Source organism: Pseudomonas sp. IT-P253 (genome assembly GCF_949768125.1).
Taxonomy (GTDB): domain Bacteria; phylum Pseudomonadota; class Gammaproteobacteria; order Pseudomonadales; family Pseudomonadaceae; genus Aquipseudomonas.
Window position 1 is genome coordinate 117,421 of the sequence record NZ_CATKPT010000044.1, and the last position, 19,845, is coordinate 137,265.

A 19,845-nucleotide genomic window follows, 5' to 3' on the forward strand; every position below is an offset into this window, starting at 1 on the left:
CCCCTCATGGAAGCTGCAAGTTATCCCGCCTGGGCCCAGAAATTGATCCAGGATTGCAGCGAGAGTAAGCGCCGGGTTGTCGAACACGATCTGTATCAGCGCATGCGAGATAACAAACTCAGCGCCAAGACCATGCGTCAGTACCTTATTGGTGGCTGGCCGGTGGTCGAGCAGTTCGCGTTATACATGGCTCAGAACCTGACCAAGACCCGTTTTGCTCGCCATCCAGGCGAAGACATGGCGCGTCGCTGGTTGATGCGTAACATCCGCGTCGAATTGAACCACGCCGATTACTGGCTGCACTGGAGCCGCGCTCACGGTGTCAGCCTGGAAGATCTGCAAGCGCAACAGGTTGCCCCCGAGCTTCACGCGCTGAGCCATTGGTGCTGGCACACCTGTTCGGCGGACTCGCTGATCGTGGCCATTGCCGCCACCAATTACGCCATAGAGGGGGCGACGGGGGAGTGGTCGGCACTCGTCTGTTCCAGCGGCGTCTACGCAGCGGCATTTCTCGAGGAAGATCGCAAACGCGCCATGAAGTGGTTGAAGATGCACGCCCAGTACGACGATGCCCATCCGTGGGAAGCGCTGGAAATCATCTGCACGCTGGCGGGATTGAACCCGAGCCAGTCCCTGCAAACGGAATTGCGCCAGGCCATCTGCAAAAGCTACGACTACATGTACCTGTTCCTGGAACGCTGCATGCAGCTTGAGTATTCGGAAAAGGCTCCGGTGGCGCGTGAGCGCCTGGCGATGGCCGAAAGCTGATCCGTTAATCCGGAAAATGGCGTGTCCATGTAAAAAGCCCGTGTCCCGATCTGTATTGTCAGGGGCGCGGGCTTTTTTGCAGCCGTAAACAATTAAGCTAAGCGGTGATCTTCAATCCAGCCAGCCCGGCAATGACCAGCGCCACACTGGCCAGCCTGAACAGCGCCATGGACTCGCCAAACAGAATGATCCCGGCGATCACCGTTCCGACTGCGCCCACGCCCGTCCAGATCGCATAGGCGGTGCCCAGCGGCAGCTCTTTCATGGCAAGGCCCAGCAGGCCAAGGCTGATGGCCATGGCGGCAACGGTCAATGCCGTCGGGAGAGGGCGGCTGAAACCATCGGTGTATTTCAGGCCGACGGCCCAGCCCACTTCGAACAGGCCGGCGAAAAACAGAATGATCCAGGACATGAGAGACCTCCATCCATTGACGGGGTCGTCCCCAGATTAATGACTCGATTGAGCCGCGAGGTCGTCCTCGCGATGCGCATATAGAGTGCCCATCATTAATCCAGGGATCAAGTTTTCGGATCAGTCGGTGGCTTGTCTGGCCGCCAGTTCCCGATCTTCTTTCTCGCTCATCCGCCGGAAATACGTCGAGAGCAGCGCCCCGGAAATGTTGTGCCAAACACTGAACAGCGCACTCGGCACTGCCGCCAGCGGTGAGAAATGAGCACTGGCCAGCGCGGCGCCCAATCCGGAATTTTGCATGCCGACTTCCAGCGCCAGGGATTTGCGTTGAGCCAGCGGTAACTTGAACAGGCGGCCTGTGAAATAACCCAACAGGTAGCCAAAGCTGTTATGCAGCATCACCACGGCCATGATCAACAGACCGGACTCGGCGATTTTTGCCTGGCTGGCGGCAACGACGGCGGTGACAATGATCACGATGCTGACCACCGATACCAGTGGCAGAACGTCCACCGCGTGGCGAACCCGATCACCGAGCAAACGCTGGGCAACCACGCCGAGCACTATCGGCAGCAGCACCACTTGCAGGATCGACCAGAACAGCTCCATGAAGGAGACCGGTAACCAGGCCGATGCCAGCAACCAGATCAGCGCCGGCGTCAACAATGGCGCGAGGAGGGTGGTGACAGCGGCAATCGCCACCGACAGGGCGAGATCTCCGCGTGCCAGCCAGGTCATTACATTCGACGACGTGCCACTTGGGCAGCAGCCGACCAGGATAACGCCGACGGCGATCTCTGGCGGCAGGTGAAAAGCCTGGCAGAGCAACCACGCCATGCCGGGCATGATCACGAAATGGGCAACCACGCCCAGAGCCACGCGCCAAGGATGGCGAGCGACTTCGGCGAAGTCTTCGAGCTTGAGGGTCAGGCCCATGCCGAACATCACCAGCCCCAACAGCGGCACGATTGCGCCTTTCAGGCCGATGAACCACATCGGCTGGACAAACGCCACGATGGCGAAAATCAGCACCCAGTAAGCGAAGGTGTTTCCGACAAAGCGACTCAATACAGCCAGTGCACGCATGGCCTGATCCTTATTTTTCAGTAGCGCCACGACCCCTTGTAGGAGCGAGCTTGCTCGCGATGGAGTGTCAGTCGACACCCATTGGCCTGACACATCATCGCGAGCAAGCTCGCTCCTACAGTAGAGATCACAATCCTTTAGATCCCTTGCGGAGTCTCTTCGCCGCCCAACGCTTCAACCAGCGCCGGCAGGAAGTCGCCGAAGGTCAGCATCATCAGGGTGAAGCTGGCATCCAGTTGACCGAGTGCTTCTTCGCCGCCGTCCTGTTCCGCCTGGTCTTGCAGCAGATCTTCGAACTTCAGGCGCTTGACCACCATCTTGTCGTCGAGGACGAAAGACAGTTTGTCTTGCCAGGCCAGCGACAGTTGAGTGACCACTTTGCCGGTACTCAGGTGCAGCTGGATTTCGTCGCTGGTCAGGTCCTGACGCTTGCAGCGCACAATGCCGCCATCTTCGTGGGTATCACGCAGCTCGCACTCGTCCAGCACAAAGAAGTCGTCCGCGGCTTTTTGGGTGGTGACCCATTCAGTCATGGTCGCCGTCGGGGACATTTTCACGGTCAGTGGTCGTACCGGCAGCGTGCCGATCACTTCACGCAGGGTCGACAACAAGTCTTCTGCGCGTTTCGGACTGGCCGAGTTGACCAGGATCAGGCCCTGTTTCGGCGCGATGGCAGCGAAGGTCGACGAACGACGGATAAAGGCGCGCGGCAGGAAGGCCTGGATGATTTCATCCTTGATCTGGTCGCGTTCCTTTTTATAGACCTTGCGCATCTGTTCGGCTTCGATCTCTTCGACCTTTTCCTTCACCGCGTCACGCACGACGCTGCCCGGCAAGATGCGTTCTTCTTTGCGGGCGGAGATCAGCAGGAAGTCGCCGCTGACGTGCACCAGCGGTGCATCTTCGCCTTTGCCGAACGGCGCGACGAAACCGTAGGTGGTCAACTCCTGGCTTGCACACGGACGCGCCAGTTTGGTGGCCAGTGCAGTTTCCAACGCCTCGGCATCAAAAGGCAGATCTTGGGTCAGGCGATAGATAAGCAGGTTTTTGAACCACATGAGGCGAGTCTCTCCTTTATACAAAGGGGGGCATTATTCTCTTAGCGGCGCCATAGGCCAACCCTTCTCTAAGCCTTTGGAAGGCCTGAAAAAATTATTTAAAAAAGTGCTTGCCAGAGGTGGGGACGCTCCGTAGAATGCGCGCCACACCGAAAGTGAAGGGTGATTAGCTCAGCTGGGAGAGCGTCTGCCTTACAAGCAGAATGTCGGCGGTTCGATCCCGTCATCACCCACCATTCGCTTTAGTGTTACGCGCAGCGGTAGTTCAGTCGGTTAGAATACCGGCCTGTCACGCCGGGGGTCGCGGGTTCGAGTCCCGTCCGCTGCGCCATATTCGGTAACCTGGAACGCTGAACGCCAGGTCACCACGGAAAAGCCCGCTAACGCGGGTTTTTTTCTGTCCGTAGTTCCTGCAGGGATGTGTTGTTTTACTGGTTTCAGATTTTTTTGATTAATTTATCAATTAAATCAACACGTTATGAAAATCTGTGGCACAATGCGCCCCGCAACGAAGGTAAAGGGTGATTAGCTCAGCTGGGAGAGCGTCTGCCTTACAAGCAGAATGTCGGCGGTTCGATCCCGTCATCACCCACCATTACTTTCAATGTTACGCGCAGCGGTAGTTCAGTCGGTTAGAATACCGGCCTGTCACGCCGGGGGTCGCGGGTTCGAGTCCCGTCCGCTGCGCCATATTCGGTAATCTGGAACGCTGAACGCCAGGTCACCACGGAAAAAGCCCGCTTAATGCGGGCTTTTTGCTGTCTGGGATTTGGCTTTCGCATGCAAAGCGACCTGTTCAGGCGAAATACGCCCCTTGTAGCAGCTGTCGAGGTACGAGGCTGCGTTGGGCTGCGCAGCGGCCCTCGAGGGCGGTCCTGCGGACACGCAACGCAGCCTCGTACCTCGACAGCTGCTACAGGCGGACGCAGGCTTCGCCAGCGGCTACAGAACGTGTGTTTCCTGCTTATTGCTCGGCGTTGCGGCTGTGGCGGTAATCGCTGACCGCTTCGTATACCGCTTTGCGCAGGCGATTGATCCCGCCGATGGGTCGATGAGCCTCCAGGCCGAACCAGGGATTGAACGACTGGTTGTCGCATCGCACGTTCAGTGCCGGCGTATCGAAGTCCTGGGCCGGTACATTGATCCGCGCCACCGTCTCGAACGGCGCGTCGCTTTCTCTCCATTCGATGCTCGTGTCCTCGATCGGCATGTACTTGCCCGGATCCTGCCGTTGGATTTGCAAGACGAAACACGCCGGTATCCGATCTGTCGACAGCTGCTGGTTCAGGGCATTGCGCAGGAAATTCGGCAACTTCTGGTTTTGTGCCGGTAGGGTGTAGGTCGGGCAACTGTCAGGATCCGGCATTACCCGGAACTTGGCATTGGCTTGACCGAACTTGTAGGGCGAAACCGAAAAGTAGGTCGTCCGCGTCGGGCTTTCCGGGGCGGGGGAGAGGGTCGCCAGTGCGATAAGCAGGTGTCGAACCTGCCAGGTCCGCGGGTCCCAACCAGGGAAGAACGCCTTCAGCGTCTCGCCGTCAGCCTGGGCGGAAACGTTCTGACGATACTCCGTGACATCGCTGACGAAAAAATTCGGATGGCTAAACATCACGAAGTCTTGCTCTCCACGGTTTTTTTGATCGTCGAGCAGCTGTTTGCCAGGCACATCGAGTAACTTGATCGCCATTCCCCGAGCATCGCGGATGCTGTCGAACTGCGGGTAAGCATTGCCATTGGACAACCGCATCGTCGCTTGCCAGGTTTTGCCCGGCTCACTGAATACGCCCTGACGCAGTTCATCGGGCAGTTCCGGAAGTACCTGAACGTCGGCCTTCACACACCCATGTGCCTTGGCATGTGCATCGCGCAGGTAGCGCGTGCTTTCACGGTGCTGATCGACGATACGCACGGCGGTCTGAATGACATCCTGAGTCATCGCTGCTTCGCCGTCCGGAATCAGTTCTTCAGCCGACACCGGCCCTCGGTGCTGCCAGGCAAACCAGGCGGACGCCAGTGCCCAGCCGAGCACTCCAAGACTCAATAACAAGAGCAGGGTTTTGCCAAGGAAGGCGCCAAAACGCATCCACACTGAAGTCATGGCAATTGTGCCTCCAGCGGGCCACCCAATACTTTCAGGTATTCCAGAAGCGCCCAACGCTCCTCGGGTTGCAGCCAGCGACCGATCACGCCGTTGCCGAGCTTGCCGGCGCGAAACTCGTGGCCACTGTTGTGATTGCCGGTGATGCGCGTGTCGAATTCGAAACCGTTGGTAAAGGCCTCGGTTCGATAGCCCAAGTGCCTTGGGTCGTACTCGAACGTGCCTTTATAAAACGTGGTCGCGCGCTCATCCTGGGGCGAGAGCAGTTGATAGAGACTCGGCACTGAGCCGTTGTGCAGAAACGGCGGGGTCGCCCACACGCCCGCCAGCGGCCGGGCTTTGTAGGCGCGCAATTCCCGGACCCCGATGGGCAGGCCGAAGCCATCCATGGCCGGTCGCTCGGCGATGGGAATGTTCGCGTCACGGTAAGCGCGGTTCTCGACGAACGCGGTGATGTAAGCCAGCCCTTTGGCCGACGACAGCTTGCTCAAGTCCAGCGGCTCGGTGGGTGTCGGTTGCAACTGCACATCCAGTTGACCCAGTTCTGCCGGATCCCATTGCAAGGCAGTGAGGTCGAAGCGGTGGTCAGCGATATTGTCGGCGGCGCCGGGGTCCGTACCAATGAACGCCACAGGCAGCATTTTCAAAGGTTGCACCCAGCGTCCGTTGTTTTCGATTGATCGAGGGAGATGGCAGCCGGCGCAGTTCTCGGTGAACAGCGCGCGACCTTTGGCGGCCAAGGGTTTGTCCACTGTCCCCAGCAGTTCTTCTGGCCAGGCAGGTGGTTTGAGTCGTTGCAGGGTTTGTTCAATCAGGTGCAGGTCACGCACTCGGACGCTGGATGGGTAACGATTGTCGCCCTTGAGTGGCTGGCCGTCACTGTCGAAGAAATTCAGCGTGGCCCCTACGCCCAGGGCTTCACCGATGTTGCGGGCCATGGGTTGCTGCGCCGAGCCGTTCCATTGCACCCAGTCGAAGGTCCACATGTCCCACAACTGCGGATAATCAACCGGTGCATTGGCCACCCGGTAGTTAGCGGGGGAAATGGCATCGCCGAAACTGGCATTGGCAATACGCCCGAATGCATCGGTACGGCCGGGGCCTTCTTCGGTCGGGTAGAGACCGCGATGGGTGTCGTTCCAGGCCGCCTTCAAGAAAGTATCAAGAGACGCCTTGAAGTCTTTGCGCAGTTGCTGATGGCGGATGTCGTAGTCCTGGCCCAGTACGTTGCGTGCGAAACGTTCGAATTTCCACGGGTTGTAGTAAGTCGACGTCAGGCTGGCCACCAGCGCTTGCCCGAAACTGCCACCTCGCAGTGTAGGAATGCTGGATGGCAAGACATGCTGCGCCGAGCCGCCGTCGATGCGCACAGCCTGGCCGTTGAAACGCAGTTCTCCGGTGTGGCAAGCGGCACAGGTAATGTCCAGAAATACTTCCTGACTGTCCGGGTTCTGATGACGGGTAAACCCTACAGGCAGGTTGCCAGGGTTGTTCGGCGTGGGGCGCTGGCTGGGGTCAATCAGAAAACCGAAGCGGGCGAGGTATTCTGGAGTGGCGAATCGTTGTTGCGAGAAGGGCAGTTCGAGGGCGTTGAACCAGTCGTAATGCAAGCCTTTGACCTGAGTGCCCTGAGGCGTTAAATAGTAAGTCTGGCGGTCGGCAGCGCTCCATTGCTCCAGGTAGTGCACCTGTTGTGCGGGTGTCCAGGTTGGCAGTTTCGGGTTGGCGACGAAGTAAAGAACCACGCAAAGGCTGAGTCCAAGAAGCGCAGCGATCAGAGCTAACAGGCGGAATAAGAGGCGCAAGATAACCATCCTTGTCGAATTATCGCTCTCTTATGCCTCAGCCTCAGAGGTGCGGCAAGTGGCCATTACGCCAGATGCTGTGGGATACGGGATCGGTCTCTGTGAGGGGAAGCTGACAGAAGCTTCATCATCCGAATCCGGAAATGCGTTAAAACCCCTGAACTTATCAGATGTTTCCTGCTCTTATGCCGGTAGCCATTGGTCGTGGCCGCCTGATAAGCTCGCGGCTTTACTCGATTGCCCTTTAGGCGCATGAACAAGGAAATAGCATGAAACAGCATCGGTTGGCGGCGGCGGTAGCCCTGGTTAGCCTGGTACTTGCGGGTTGTGATTCGCAGACCAGCGTAGAGCTGAAAACTCCGGCGCAAAAAGCTTCCTACGGAATTGGCCTGAACATGGGCAAAAGCCTGGCTCAGGAAGGCATGGATGACCTGGATTCCAAGGCCGTAGCCCAAGGCATCGAAGATGCCGTCGGCAAGAAAGAGCAGAAACTGAAGGACGACGAACTGGTCGAAGCCTTCGCAGCACTGCAAAAGCGTGCTGAAGAGCGCATGGCCAAAATGAGCGAAGAGTCGGCAGCCGCCGGCAAGAAATTCCTCGAAGAAAACGCCAAGAAAGCCGGTGTAACCACCACCGCTTCCGGTTTGCAGTACGAAGTGGTCAAGAAGACCGATGGCGCACAGCCTAAGCCGACCGACGTCGTGACTGTTCATTACACCGGCAAACTGACCAACGGCACCGTTTTCGACAGCTCCGTCGAGCGCGGCAGCCCGATCGATCTGCCAGTCAGCGGTGTGATTCCGGGTTGGGTCGAAGGCCTGCAACTGATGCACGTTGGCGAGAAGTACAAACTGTACATTCCTAGCGAACTGGCCTACGGCGCCCAAAGCCCAAGCCCTGCGATTCCAGCCAACTCGGTACTGGTATTCGATCTGGAACTGTTGGGGATTAAAGATCCGACAAAACAAGACGATGCTGCCAAGTAATTTGCATCTGCTCTAAAAACAACGCCTCGCTTTATGCGGGGCGTTGTTGCATCTGGCGTTTGGCAAGAGGTAAACAAAGCGAACGGATGCTGTAGGCTGGAGTCATAGCCATTGAGGACCCTCGTGCTAGCGGCGCCAGAGCGCCAAGTCAATGAAATCTTGGGTTTTTTTTATGTGAGTAAAAAACGCCCGATCTGAGTTAAGCCCTTATGAAACGGGGCTTTCAGCCGTGAAATGCAGCTCTGTTCACAAGGTTATCCACAATTTGTGTGGATAACATTTCAGCGGGAGGAATGATGAAAGCACCGTGGAATTTCGCTCGTTTCCTGCCACTGGCCGGACGCCTGTTGGCTCGTGGACGATTGCCTGCCTTGCTGTTCGCGGTGGCCAGCAAAGGTGCCAGCCAGGGTAACCGATTGGGCAAGCTGAAGGACGACCTGCGCTTGTTGCAGGCGTTATGCCTTGCTTACTGGCGTGGTGAGTATCGGGCCATCAGCCCGAAGGCGCTGATATCAGTGGTCGCAGGCCTGATGTACTTCCTCAGTCCGGTGGATGCGATTCCGGATTTTATTCCGGTTTTCGGCATGCTCGATGACATCGCCGTATTGGCCTGGTTGATGAAAGTCTTCGAGGACGAACTCAACGCGTTCCGCGTCTGGCGCAATCGACAGCTGCCGGAGAAGCTCGCCGTGGTCGAACGCTTGCCCGATACCGTGCAGCAACTTCAGCTACAGGGCCCGAAAAAAACCTGATTCGCTTGAGGGACGTCCATATATTCATACCCCCCGCGACCTTGGCCGCTGTTAGGATTACACTTCTAAGGAAAAGTGCCGACTCGCTAAGTGTCGTTGTCCTACGGGGAAGTCATGGATATTCAGATAATCACACGCGAAGGCGAGCCCGAGTATGCGGTTCTACCATGGGCTCAGTATCAGGCTCTACTGAAAGCAGCAGGCATTAATGAGCAACCGCCGCGGGTCGCCCCAGAGCGACAAGCGGCAGCACCAGACCAGATTCTTCCTGGTCTGGATCAACTACGCAGTTTGCGCGAAGGGAAGGGCATCGCCATCGAGGCGCTGGCCCGCACGGTAGGCATCAGCCCGTCTTATCTGGCCTTGATCGAAAGTGGCGAGCGTCAACCCGACGCTGCGATTCGCCGAAGCCTGGCCTGGGAATTGACGGTGCCAGGGTGGAGGGATGAATCGTGAGCGTACGCATCAGTCGTCATCATTGGGATGGGTTACTGGGAGAACTGGATCAGGCGCGCCGCCAGCGCCATCTTCTGACTTACCGGGCATTGCTGGAGCGTTTGCAGTTGCCCACGCCAGCCATGCAAACCTTGACTGCTGCCCTTGAGCATCTGGCCGCACTGGACGCCAAAGCCGAACAGCCCTTGCGCAGTTCGCTGGTGATCAGCCAAGGCGCCAGCCGCTTGCCACGCACGGGGTTCTTCGAATGCGTCGAGCGCCTGGGGCGTTTCTCCGGGCCGTCCGATGGCGTTGCCGCAGCATCCTGGCATGCCTCGGAAGTGGTTCGGGTGTTCGAATACGAATACCCGGAATCGGCAGAGGCCTGAGTGTTTTTACGACTCAAGGCACAGGCCGGCTACTGGCTGGCCCGCCGGTTGTTTCATTGGTCATGGTTTGTGCGCCAGCCCCGAGGCTGGCACTGGCTCGAAGGCCAATTCGCGCGGATGGCAAACCTGGGCGATGTCGGCGCTCAGAGCTTCTATGGCCACATCCTGGCCTTTCGCGGCGTGGGTCTTGGGGCACGAGAGGAAGGTGTCCGATTGTTGCGCCTGGCGGCGTTGGCGGGCGATGGCAAAGCGGCGTATCAAATGGGCGTGATAAGCCTGGTCGGAACACCGGGCAAAGCGCCGGATCCGGCTGAAGCGGCACGGTTTTGGGAGATGGCGGCCAAGGCTGGACATCCGTTGGCAGAAATCAAACTTAAAGAACTGGCGGCTCGCGATTCGACGCGATAGCCCCATCGTTATCCGATAAACGAACGTGGCGTAAGGGAAACCTTTCGCCACGTTTACCTTTTTGCCTGCATGTCATTCGATGATCGTTATTTAGGGATTTACCCTACAGCCACATCCTACTTTCCTGATTTCTTTCTGGACTGATCCCCCGCAAAGTTTCGCGCGCTCAATTCGCGGGCAAGCCTCGCTCCAGGATTGGGGGCGTCCGCATTTTTGGTGGGCTGCCTCGACCCTGTAGGAGCGAGGCTTGCCCGCGAAGGCGGTCTTACAGGCAGCGAAATTTCTGGGCGAGGTCGTCGGACGTTTCCTTCAAGTTGTAGCGGTTTCCATGAACTGGTGTGAAATGTGTTCCATCGATAGTCTTTGGCGGTCACTGATAATTCAGTGGCGGGGGTGTAGGAACCCTTCAAGACCGATGGGATGTTCATAGCGTCAATGCTTGATTTGCGGCCGTTAACACGTGTCCGTAAGATCATCTGCGGCGGCTATGCGCGGGCACGCTTCGGCGTGGTCGAGTTTTCCCAAAGGTCTCGATATTCCTACCTCGCGTATAGCTGCCACCCTAGCCTGTAGGAAGGCTGATGGCGGCTCCTATTCTTCTTTGGGAGTCTCTAATGAAAACAATTACACCCGATCCACCCTACGAAAAACCAATCCCCCACCCCGAAAACCGCTTCATGGCGTTGACGAGCAACTGCAACGACATGCCCACCCTGTTCGTCGATACCCAAGCACCGCTCGATGTTTTGTATGACGCCGCCAGCTATCGAATTCGCGCTGTAACCCAAGTGCTTGAAAACCTGTCCATGCGGGGTTCGATTGAGTGTGAATCCTTTATTCTCAGCGACTTTGCGTTGCTTTGTGCCATTCCATTGCGTGATGGTTGTGATGTGCTGGATGTGGTTGGGCGACGCTTGAGGGCGCGGGCTTCGGAGTAGCGCCGGGACTTTCACGGATGTCCTTCAGTTAAGCATTTTTGGCTGAGACGCACGTTTTGTAGCAGCTGGCGCAGCCTGCGTCCGGCTGCGCAGCAGTCGTAAAATCAGCGCTCGCGGTGTTTCAGGTGCACCGTGCAGGTAGAGTTTACGACTGCTGCGCAGCCGAACGCAGGCTGCGCCAGCTGCTACCGGGCTGCTTTGAGCGGCAATCACCGGTGCCCGGCCATCAATGCCTCTTCGGAAGCGGGCACCGCCAAACTATCAATTACATGCACGCTAGCCCCCGGAACATTCTTCGCGTGATGCTTGGCCTGCGAGGCCATCTCCGCGAGCTGGCTCGCGTCGAGCTGTCCACAGGCTTGTGGATGCAAATGCACCACGCCAATCGACAGCGACAACAAGGGGAATTCCTGTCGCATTCCCTGGCGATTCGGCGCGATGAAGCAGCCAGCTTCCAGGTGTTCACTGCGATAAAAGCGTCGGCATTGGCTCTGGAAGTCGTCCAGCAACTGGTTCAAGCGTTTGTGCCAGTCTTCCGGGCCGAGCACCAGCAGGAAGTCATCGCCGCCGATATGGCCGACGAAGTCGCGGGACGGATCGACGCGGTCATTCAGACATTGCGCCAGACACAGCAGGACTTCATCCCCACGGCCGTAGCCGTAGATATCGTTGAAGGGTTTGAAACTGTCGATGTCCACGTAGCAGATCATCGATTCCCGTTGCTGTTGCAGCAGTCGTGTCAGGCATTGCTGGATCGGCACGTTACCGGGAAGCAGGGTCAGCGGGTTGGCGTAGCGGGCCTGCTGGATCTTCAATTCGGTAATCAGCTTGAGCACATCGATGACCCGACCCAATCCCAGATAACCGCCGTTGAGGGTGATGATGAAATCTTCCTCGATGCACTGTCGAGCGCGACTGGTGATGAGGCGGCTGACCTGTTGCAGCGATTGACTCAGTTCGACAGCAAGAAAGTCATCGTTCATCAACCGGCTGATGGGTTTGCGGGCGAACAAGTCGGTTGCAAATGGCTTCAGCAGGGCGTCAGAGAGCGAATGCCGATGGACGATGCCGCAAGGATGGCCTTGCTCGTCAAGCACCGCCAGTGAGTTCAGGCTGGCCTGACGGCGGAAGGCTTCCAGCACCGTGGCGGTCGGAGTCTCGCGAGGCATCGCCGGTTGGTCGTTGAGTAAAGCGCTCAGGTCGCTGCCTTCCTCGTTCAGCACCACGGCGGTGCTGTCGTGTTTGGGCATCAGGTTTCGGGCATCCCTTGGCGGATGTTCTTGAGGCCGACACAGCAAATAGCCCTGGACCAGATCGACGCCCATATCGGTCAGCACCGCGAGCTCTTCCGGCAACTCGATGCCCTCGGCGATTACTTGCGCCCGAGAGGCTTTGGCAATTTGCAGGATCGAGCCGACGAACTCACGCTTGAGGGCATCCTGGTGAATACCGTCGATGAAGTGCCGATCGATCTTCACATAATCCGGCCGCAATTCGGACCAGAGTCGCAGGCTCGAATAACCTGCGCCCAGGTCATCCAGTGCAATGGAAAACCCCATCGCTCGATAATGATGCAGTGCATTTTGCAGCAGCTGGAAATCATCGGTCGGGGTCTGTTCGGTGAGTTCAATGACCACCTGGCTAGGCGGTATGCCGAAATCCTGCAGCAGCTGCAGGGTGCGACCGGGTTGGTGACCGGCTTCAAGCAGCGATTCCGGCGAGACGTTCAGAAACAGCTTGCCGGGCAGTTGCTGCTCACTGAAGCGCCGGCAAGCACTCTCGCGACAGGCAATTTCCAGCTCACTGAGACGCCCCGCCTGGCGGGCTACAGCGAACAGCGCGATAGGGGAGTGCAGTGGACTGTTGGAGGGGCCGCGACTGAGGGCTTCGTAACCGACGATGCGTCTTTCAGAGAGGGAAATGATTGGCTGGAACAAGCTGTGCAAACCACTTTGAGCCAATATGGAACTCAAGGCACTCAGCTGTTCTGTCGTGGTCATGGCTTTCTCTGGCGATAAAAAAAGGACTGGGAGCAAAAAGCTCCCAGTCCCTTATTTCACGACAGAATGATGACTGTTTGATGACGCTCCGGGGAGCGTCAGCATTAAATTGCCATCACCTTAGTGCTTGGCTACCGCGGTGTTGAGTTTCAGGTAGTCCAACAGAATCCGGCCCGTTTCGCTCAGGTAGGCGTCGTCTTCTGGTTTGGTCTTGTCCGGCTCGGCCGCGAGGGCGTCTTCGTCTTCTTTCTTCAGCTCTTTGAGCGGTTCTTCACCCTTGGCCTTGCGACGGATGTTCTCCATGACCAACTGCTTGGCTTCGATATCGGCATGCTGCGCACGACGATCCGCTTCGTTGAGGCTGACGGTTTTTTCTTCCATCAGTTTCTGGGCAAGCGCCAGCTTGTCACGGATGAACACGAACTCGGCGTCTTTGGCTGAACGCGCGTCATGCTCTGACTTGAGTTGCGCGATATACGGCTTGAATGGATCGACCGCCGGCTTGATGGCCGCCTTGATCGTGTCCCACGGCATGGCTTCCGGAAGGGCGCTTTCGCCGATTTCCTTGGTGTCGATGATTGACGGGTAGTCGATGTCCGGCAGTACGCCCTGATGCTGGGTGCTCTGGCCGGAAACCCGGTAGAACTTGGCCAGGGTCAGTTTCAGTTCGCCGTGGTTCAGCGGCTGAATGGTCTGTACGGTGCCTTTACCGAAGGTCTGGCCGCCAATGATCAACGCACGATGGTAGTCCTGCATGGCGCCGGCAAAAATCTCCGAAGCCGAGGCGGACAAACGGTTGACCAGCAACGCCATCGGACCTTTATAGAATGCACCCGGGTTTTCATCTTCCAGTACATCGACGCGGCCATCGGCGTTACGCACGAGCACGGTCGGCCCTTTGTCGATGAACAGGCTGGTCAGCTCGGTGGCTTCCTGCAAGGAGCCGCCGCCGTTGTTGCGCAGGTCGATGACCACGCCGTCGACCTTGTCTTTCTGCAACTCTGTCAGCAGTTTCTTGACGTCGCGAGTGGTGCTCTTGTAGTCCGGATCGCCGGCACGGAAGGCCTTGAAGTCCAGGTAGAAGGCCGGGATCTCGATGATGCCGAGTTTGTAGTCCTTGCCGTCCTGTTTCAGGTTGAGGACCGACTTCTTCACCGCCTGATCTTCAAGTTTCACCGCTTCACGGGTGATCGGGACGATCTTGGTGGTCTGATCGTTCGGCGCATTGCTGGCCGGGATCACTTCCAGGCGCACCACGGTGCCTTTCGGACCACGGATCAGCTTGACCACTTCGTCCAGGCGCCAGCCGACCACGTCGACCATCTCTTTGTTGCCCTGGGCAACGCCGATGATCTTGTCGGCCGGTGCGACCTGCTTGGTCTTGTCGGCGGGGCCTGCCGGCACCAGACGCACGACTTTCACCTGGTCGTTATCGCTCTGCAACACGGCGCCGATGCCCTCGAGGGACAGGCTCATGTTGATGTCGAAGTTTTCCGCATTATCCGGAGACAGATAGTTGGTGTGCGGGTCGTAGGACATCGCGAAGGTGTTGATGTACGCCTGGAAGATGTCTTCCGGACGGGTCTGGTCCAGACGCGTCAGCTGATTTTTGTAACGCTTGGTCAGCGTTTCCTGAATCTGCTTGGAATCTTTGCCGGCGATTTTCATCCGCAGGACTTCGTCCTTGACGCGTTTGCGCCACAGGTCGTCCAGTTCGGCGGTGGACTTGAGCCAAGGAGCGTCCTTGCGATCGATCAGCAAGTTTTCCTTGGTGGTGAAGTCCATCTTGTCGACGCCCTTGTTCAGCTCCGCAAGGGCGAAGTCCAGACGCGCTTTGACGCGGTCCAGGTAGCGCTTGTAGATGGTGAACCCGGCGTTCAGGTCGCCGCTTTTGAGGAAGTCGTCGAACTGGGTTTTCCACTTGTCGAATTCGGCGATGTCGCTGGCCATGAAGTAACTGCGCGACGGATCCAGCAGCTTGAGGTAGCTGTCGTAGATGATCACCGAGCGCGCGTCATCAAGTGGCGGCTTGCTGTAGTGATGGCGCTTGAGCAACTCGACGACGTTCAGACTGGCGATCACTTCGTCACGATCAGGCTGAAGCTTGTCCCAGCTATTGGCTGCGAACGTATTGCTCGACATCGGCATCAGGCCGATACCAATGAAAAGGGCGAGTGCAGTGCTTGGGAACAGATGCTTCATGCTGATTCGACGCGGGGACAATTGATAACGCATATTAGGCCGTCTTTGAAGTCGCCGGTACCACAAGGGCCGGTCGCATAATGCAAAAAGCCCGGTGCTATAGCTTCGGGCTCAGTCCAGACTCACTATGGAGGCACTGTGAAAGCATTGCAAGGCGTTGACGGTCAAGTGGAGTGGGTTGAAGAGCCGAGTCCTGCGTGCGATGTAGGGCAAGTTCGTATCCGAGTGGCGGCAGCGGGACTCAATCGTGCCGATTTGTTACAGAGGACAGGACTTTATCCGCCACCGCCGGGGGCCAGTCAGGTGCTGGGTCTTGAGTGTTCCGGGGTGATCAGCGAGGTGGGGCCGGGCTCGTCCTGGCAGCTCGGTGATAGGGTCTGCGCCTTACTGGCCGGGGGCGGGATGGCCGAGGAAGTGGTTGTCGACGGACGGCATGTATTGCCGGTTCCCGACGAAATGTCATTGGCCGAGGCGGCAGCGCTTCCGGAAGTGTACGCAACCGTTTGGCTGAATTTGTTTCAACTGGCTGCGCTCAAACCGGGTGAAAAAGTGCTTCTGCACGCCGGAGCAAGTGGAATCGGTTCAGCTGCCATTCAGCTGTGCAAGGCGTTTGGTAACCCGTGCTGGGTCAGTGTCGGTTCCGCCGAGCGTTTGGCTTACTGCGAAGCGCTGGGAGCACAGGGCGGTGCAGTGCGCACAGGGGATCTGGAAAGCTTGAGCGACCTGGGGCCGTTCGATGTGATTCTGGATCCTGTCGGCGGCAACTATGCCACGCTGAATCTGAAAATGTTGGCCCCAGATGGTCGTTGGGTATTGATCGGCCTGATGGGGGGGCGTGAGGCGAAGCTGGACCTGGCGCAGGTGCTGGCCAAGCGCGTGCAATTGTTGGGTTCGACCCTGCGCAGCCGCGATGACCAGTTCAAGGCGGATTTATTCAGCGATCTCAGTCAGCATGTCTGGCCGCTGTTTGCCGAAGGGCGATTGAGCCCGCAACTGGCCAGGACTTTCCCGATCAAGGACGCGGAAGCGGCGTTCGCTGAATTGGCGAGCAATAAGGTGGCGGGGAAGTTGGTGTTGGTGATCGACGAAAGCCTGACTTGACTTGACCTTGTAGGAGCGAGGCTTGCCCGCGAAGGACGCGACACGGTCTGTCAGATACACCGCGTCGCCTCCTTCGCGGGCAAGCCTCGCTCCTACAAGTTCGTGGTTACTTCCAGGTATGGATTGGCCAGCCGGCCTTTTCAGCGTGCTCAAGCAACATCGCATCCGGATTCACCACGTGTGGGAAATCCACCTTCAGCAACAACGGCAAATCATTACGTGAATCGGAATAAAAACTCGCGCCTTCCAGATTTTCCTCTTCGGCATCCAGCCATTCCAGCAGGCGTGTGATCTTGCCTTCGCGGTAGGTCAGGGTGCCAACGGTCTGGCCGCTATAGACCCCGTGAGTCACTTCCAGCTCGATGCCGAGAATTTCATCAATGCCCAAGCGGTCGGCAATCGGCCGGACCAGGTGTGTGCCTGATGCCGATATCACCAGAATCCGGTCGCCCGCCTTGCGGTGGGCCGCGATGGCTTTGGTAGCATCGCTGAAGATGATCGGCTCGATGAAGTCTTCCACCCACGGCCCAACCAAGTGGTCGACCTCTTCCGGGGTGCGCCCGATCATCGGCTCCAGGCTGAAGGTCATGTAGTCCTCCATGCGCAACTTGCCGTGGCTGTAGGCGTCCATCAGTGCGTTGTTCTGCCGCATGAACGACTCGGGATCGACCCAGCCGAGCCGGCCCATCTGTTCGCTCCAGAGGGTGGCGCAGTCGCCGTGGATCAGGGTTTCGTCCAGATCAAAAATTGCCAGGGCCATCAGTGCAGTTCTCTCTTCAACATCAGCAAGGGCATCAGGCTACCTCACAGAGGGCCGATGGATCGATGGAAAGCGCCAGGCGCCGACCATCGGGATGCAGGTCGGCCGCCGAGCGGTTCAGCACATCCACCACCAACTCCACGCCACGGGTTTCGACCCGGTAGCGAATCACGTTGCCCAGCAGACTGTGACTGCGCACTTGGGCGTCGAGCTCGCCGTTGAGGCTCAGTTCGATGGCTTCCGGGCGAATCGCAATGCGATGGGTGATCGGCCGTTGCAGCAGCCTGGTCGCACTGTCGGCGTCCAGCAGGTTGTAGTTACCGATGAAGCCGGCGGCAAAAACATCCACTGGCGCGGTGTAAAGGGTTTCGGCATCGCCGCTCTGTACGATCTTTCCCTGATTCATCAGGAAAATCCGGTCAGACATGGTCAGTGCTTCTTCCTGATCGTGTGTGACGAAGATGGTGGTCAGGCCCAGTTCACGCTGGATCTGACGGATCTGGTCGCGCAGGTGCTTACGAATCCGCGCATCGAGGGCCGACAGCGGTTCATCCAGCAGTAAAAGCCGTGGCCGGGTCACCAAAGAGCGCGCGAGCGCGACACGCTGGCATTGGCCGCCGGACAGTTGATGCGGATAGCGGCCAGCAAAATCGTTGAGCTCCACCAGTTTCAGTACTTCGGCAACGCGCTTTTGACTGTCGTCGGCGTTGACCTTTTGCATGCGCAAACCGAAGGCGACGTTCTGTTCCACGGTCATGTTCGGGAACAGCGCGTAACTCTGGAAGACCATGCCGATCCCGCGTTTCTGCGGGCTCAGTGGAACGAGGTCGACACCGTCGAGCAGAATATGTCCGCCATCCACCGAGGTCAGGCCGGCGATGCAGCGCAGCAGTGTGGATTTACCGCAACCGGACGGGCCAAGGAGGGTGACGAACTCGCCCTTTTTGATCTCGCAGTTGATATCGCTGAATACGGTAGTGCCCGCGTAGTTTTTCTGTAGGTGTTGGACGCTGACATAGCTCATTCGCTTTTGTCCTTGTTCAAGATATTGGCCGCCCAGGTCAGAACCAGCACGAAGAAGAAGTAGGAAATCACCAGCGCACTGGTGAAGTGGCCGCTGCTGTTGCGCATGTTGTTGAGGTAGACCTGCAGGGTTTCGTAGCGTGTCCCGACAAGGATATTGGCGAATACAAACTCACCGAACAGGAACGAGAACGACAGCAGCAATGCCACCATCAAACCCTTGCGCAGGTTCGGCAGCACCACCAGGAACGCCGCTTGCCAGGTGCTGGCGCCAAGCAGTTGGGCGGCGTCCATCAGGTCGCGCAGATTGATCGCTTGCAGGTTATTAGTGATCGCCCGGTACATGAACGGCAGCGCCACGGTGAAGTAGCAACCGATCAGGATCCACGGCGTACCGACCATCGCGAACGGCCCCGAGCCGTAAAGTTGCAACAGGCCTACCGACGACACCACCGGTGGCACCGCGAAGGGCAGCAGAATCAGGATATTCATCAGCGCGTCGAGTTTCGGGAAGTGGTAATGCACCACAAACAGCAGCGGCAAAATCAGCACCACCGACAAAATTAACGAGCCGACGCAGACCAACAGCGACTGCCCGAACGCGTGGAGAAAACGCGGATCGCTCCACAGCAGGATGTACCACTTCAAGGTAAACCCGCTGGGCAGGATGGTTGCCGACCAGTTGCTGGCGATCGAGTAGATCAATGTCCCGGCCAACGGCAGCAACAGAATGGCAAACAGCAAATACACTACGACCCGGTGGTAGACACCGATGGGGCCCAGTTCAGCGCGCGACATGGTAGCTCCTCTTCAACAGCAGCTGGTGCACGATGGTCACCAGGGTCATCAACGCCACCAGCACCACGGCCAGGGCACTGGCGAGGTTCGGGTCCAGGGAAATGTCTCCGGACACCATGGCGGCGATGCGGATCGGCAGCACGTTGAAGTTCCCGGTGGTCAGCGCATAGACCGTGGCATAGGCGCCGAGGGCGTTGGCCAGCAGGATCACAAAGGTGCCGAGCAACGCCGGCGTCAGTACCGGCAAACCGATGTGCCGCCAGAACTGCCAGCCGTTGGCGCCGAGCAGTTCGGCGGACTCGCGCCAGTCCTCACGCAATGCATCGAAGGCGGGGTAGAGCAGCAGAACGCCAAGGGGAATCTGAAAGTAGGTGTAGAGAATGATCAGCCCGGTTTTCGAGTACAGGTTGAAATCCTGAATGACCCCGGCCTGCTTGAGCATGATGGTGAAGCTGCCGTTGAAGCCCAGCAGAATGATGAACGCGAACGCCAGGGGCACGCCGGCGAAGTTGCTGGTCATGTTGGCGAAGGCGTTGACGAAGTTGCGCAGTTTCGAGTCGACCCGGCGCAGGGAATAGGCGCCGAGTATCGCAATGATGATGCCGAACACGCTGGACCAGAAACTGATCTCGAGGCTGTACTGGATCGCCTGCAAATAGAACTTCGATTTGAATATTTTCGTGAAGTTTTCGATACCCCAGCCAAATTCCTCTGATTGCAGGCTGTTGATCATCACCCAGATCAGAGGGGCGATCTCGAATACGATAAAGAACAGCGCGAAAGGGGCCAGGCACAGCGCTGCCAGCCATTTGCTGCGTGTCATAGC

General features: G+C 57.9%; 19 protein-coding genes and 4 tRNA genes. 12 read left to right on the plus strand and 11 right to left on the minus strand.

The window, feature by feature from the left end:
- Nucleotides 1–6: 6 nt before the first annotated feature.
- On the plus strand, nt 7–768 hold the full coding sequence (locus tag ACM6IR_RS21015) for a TenA family transcriptional regulator (RefSeq protein WP_414909475.1): 762 nt from the start codon (nt 7–9) through the stop codon (nt 766–768).
- A gap of 97 nt (nt 769–865) precedes the next feature.
- Here the strand turns inward: ACM6IR_RS21015 and sugE are convergent, their stop codons facing one another.
- From sugE to rdgC, 3 genes are all read right to left on the minus strand, one after another.
- Nucleotides 866–1,180: a quaternary ammonium compound efflux SMR transporter SugE gene (sugE, locus tag ACM6IR_RS21020; protein ID WP_414909476.1), complete on the minus strand. Its 315-nt coding sequence runs from the start codon at nt 1,178–1,180 to the stop codon at nt 866–868.
- Between the two features lie 120 nt (nt 1,181–1,300).
- The gene (locus ACM6IR_RS21025; RefSeq protein ID WP_414909477.1) at nt 1,301–2,266 is read right to left on the minus strand and encodes a bile acid:sodium symporter family protein; all 966 of its coding nucleotides are present in this window, start codon (nt 2,264–2,266) and stop codon (nt 1,301–1,303) included.
- A 137-nt stretch (nt 2,267–2,403) separates the two neighbouring features.
- Nucleotides 2,404–3,324, minus strand: a complete 921-nt coding sequence (gene rdgC / locus ACM6IR_RS21030) for a recombination-associated protein RdgC (RefSeq protein WP_414909478.1) — start codon at nt 3,322–3,324, stop codon at nt 2,404–2,406.
- Between the two features lie 160 nt (nt 3,325–3,484).
- Between rdgC and ACM6IR_RS21035 the strand changes: the two genes are divergently transcribed.
- From ACM6IR_RS21035 to ACM6IR_RS21050, 4 genes are all read left to right on the plus strand, one after another.
- Nucleotides 3,485–3,560 (plus strand) — tRNA-Val (locus ACM6IR_RS21035).
- Between the two features lie 18 nt (nt 3,561–3,578).
- Nucleotides 3,579–3,655: transfer RNA gene (locus ACM6IR_RS21040), tRNA-Asp, on the plus strand.
- A gap of 188 nt (nt 3,656–3,843) precedes the next feature.
- Nucleotides 3,844–3,919: transfer RNA gene (locus tag ACM6IR_RS21045), tRNA-Val, on the plus strand.
- An 18-nt stretch (nt 3,920–3,937) separates the two neighbouring features.
- Nucleotides 3,938–4,014 (plus strand) — tRNA-Asp (locus ACM6IR_RS21050).
- A 274-nt stretch (nt 4,015–4,288) separates the two neighbouring features.
- On the opposite strand, the gene ACM6IR_RS21055 is transcribed toward ACM6IR_RS21050, so the two are convergent.
- Together ACM6IR_RS21055 and ACM6IR_RS21060 are read right to left on the minus strand one after the other, a co-directional pair.
- On the minus strand, nt 4,289–5,422 hold the full coding sequence (locus tag ACM6IR_RS21055; RefSeq protein ID WP_414909479.1) for a catalase family protein: 1,134 nt from the start codon (nt 5,420–5,422) through the stop codon (nt 4,289–4,291).
- Nucleotides 5,419–7,227, minus strand: coding sequence for a di-heme-cytochrome C peroxidase (locus tag ACM6IR_RS21060; protein ID WP_414909480.1), 1,809 nt, complete (start codon nt 7,225–7,227; stop codon nt 5,419–5,421). Before ACM6IR_RS21060 ends, ACM6IR_RS21055 begins: the two co-directional genes overlap by 4 nt.
- A 269-nt stretch (nt 7,228–7,496) precedes the next feature.
- Between ACM6IR_RS21060 and ACM6IR_RS21065 the strand changes: the two genes are divergently transcribed.
- The 6 genes from ACM6IR_RS21065 to ACM6IR_RS21090 all read left to right on the plus strand — a co-directional run bounded on the left by ACM6IR_RS21065 (nt 7,497) and on the right by ACM6IR_RS21090 (nt 11,135).
- A complete protein-coding gene (locus ACM6IR_RS21065) occupies nt 7,497–8,213 on the plus strand; it encodes an FKBP-type peptidyl-prolyl cis-trans isomerase (protein WP_414909481.1) in 717 nt (238 codons plus the stop codon).
- A gap of 296 nt (nt 8,214–8,509) precedes the next feature.
- Nucleotides 8,510–8,965, plus strand: a complete 456-nt coding sequence (locus tag ACM6IR_RS21070) for a YkvA family protein (protein ID WP_414909482.1) — start codon at nt 8,510–8,512, stop codon at nt 8,963–8,965.
- A 114-nt stretch (nt 8,966–9,079) separates the two neighbouring features.
- Nucleotides 9,080–9,421: a helix-turn-helix domain-containing protein gene (locus ACM6IR_RS21075; RefSeq protein WP_201113644.1), complete on the plus strand. Its 342-nt coding sequence runs from the start codon at nt 9,080–9,082 to the stop codon at nt 9,419–9,421.
- Nucleotides 9,418–9,789: a hypothetical protein gene (locus ACM6IR_RS21080; protein WP_007945207.1), complete on the plus strand. Its 372-nt coding sequence runs from the start codon at nt 9,418–9,420 to the stop codon at nt 9,787–9,789. Before ACM6IR_RS21075 ends, ACM6IR_RS21080 begins: the two co-directional genes overlap by 4 nt.
- The gene (locus ACM6IR_RS21085) at nt 9,790–10,197 is read left to right on the plus strand and encodes a sel1 repeat family protein (RefSeq protein WP_414909483.1); all 408 of its coding nucleotides are present in this window, start codon (nt 9,790–9,792) and stop codon (nt 10,195–10,197) included.
- 614 nt (nt 10,198–10,811) lie between these two features.
- Nucleotides 10,812–11,135 carry a hypothetical protein gene (locus ACM6IR_RS21090; RefSeq protein WP_414909637.1) on the plus strand — a complete coding sequence of 108 codons (324 nt, stop codon included), beginning with the start codon at nt 10,812–10,814 and terminating at the stop codon, nt 11,133–11,135.
- A gap of 209 nt (nt 11,136–11,344) precedes the next feature.
- Here the strand turns inward: ACM6IR_RS21090 and ACM6IR_RS21095 are convergent, their stop codons facing one another.
- Both ACM6IR_RS21095 and ACM6IR_RS21100 read right to left on the minus strand, forming a co-directional pair.
- Nucleotides 11,345–13,135, minus strand: a complete 1,791-nt coding sequence (locus ACM6IR_RS21095; RefSeq protein WP_414909484.1) for a bifunctional diguanylate cyclase/phosphodiesterase — start codon at nt 13,133–13,135, stop codon at nt 11,345–11,347.
- Nucleotides 13,136–13,255: 120 nt separating this feature from the next.
- Nucleotides 13,256–15,337: a carboxy terminal-processing peptidase gene (locus tag ACM6IR_RS21100; RefSeq protein WP_414909485.1), complete on the minus strand. Its 2,082-nt coding sequence runs from the start codon at nt 15,335–15,337 to the stop codon at nt 13,256–13,258.
- Nucleotides 15,338–15,475: 138 nt separating this feature from the next.
- Between ACM6IR_RS21100 and ACM6IR_RS21105 the strand changes: the two genes are divergently transcribed.
- Nucleotides 15,476–16,438: an NAD(P)H-quinone oxidoreductase gene (locus ACM6IR_RS21105; protein WP_414909486.1), complete on the plus strand. Its 963-nt coding sequence runs from the start codon at nt 15,476–15,478 to the stop codon at nt 16,436–16,438.
- A 106-nt stretch (nt 16,439–16,544) separates the two neighbouring features.
- Here ACM6IR_RS21105 and ACM6IR_RS21110 read toward each other — a convergent pair whose 3' ends face one another.
- From ACM6IR_RS21110 to ACM6IR_RS21125, 4 genes are read right to left on the minus strand one after another with little or no spacing between them, the layout of a single operon-like run.
- The gene (locus tag ACM6IR_RS21110) at nt 16,545–17,198 is read right to left on the minus strand and encodes an HAD family hydrolase (protein ID WP_414909487.1); all 654 of its coding nucleotides are present in this window, start codon (nt 17,196–17,198) and stop codon (nt 16,545–16,547) included.
- Nucleotides 17,199–17,232: 34 nt separating this feature from the next.
- A complete protein-coding gene (locus ACM6IR_RS21115) occupies nt 17,233–18,222 on the minus strand; it encodes an ABC transporter ATP-binding protein (protein ID WP_414909488.1) in 990 nt (329 codons plus the stop codon).
- Nucleotides 18,219–19,019, minus strand: coding sequence for an ABC transporter permease (locus tag ACM6IR_RS21120; protein WP_414909489.1), 801 nt, complete (start codon nt 19,017–19,019; stop codon nt 18,219–18,221). The genes ACM6IR_RS21115 and ACM6IR_RS21120 overlap by 4 nt, the downstream gene beginning before the upstream one ends.
- On the minus strand, nt 19,006–19,842 hold the full coding sequence (locus tag ACM6IR_RS21125) for an ABC transporter permease (RefSeq protein ID WP_414909638.1): 837 nt from the start codon (nt 19,840–19,842) through the stop codon (nt 19,006–19,008). The genes ACM6IR_RS21120 and ACM6IR_RS21125 overlap by 14 nt, the downstream gene beginning before the upstream one ends.
- Between the last annotated feature and the right edge of the window lie 3 nt (nt 19,843–19,845).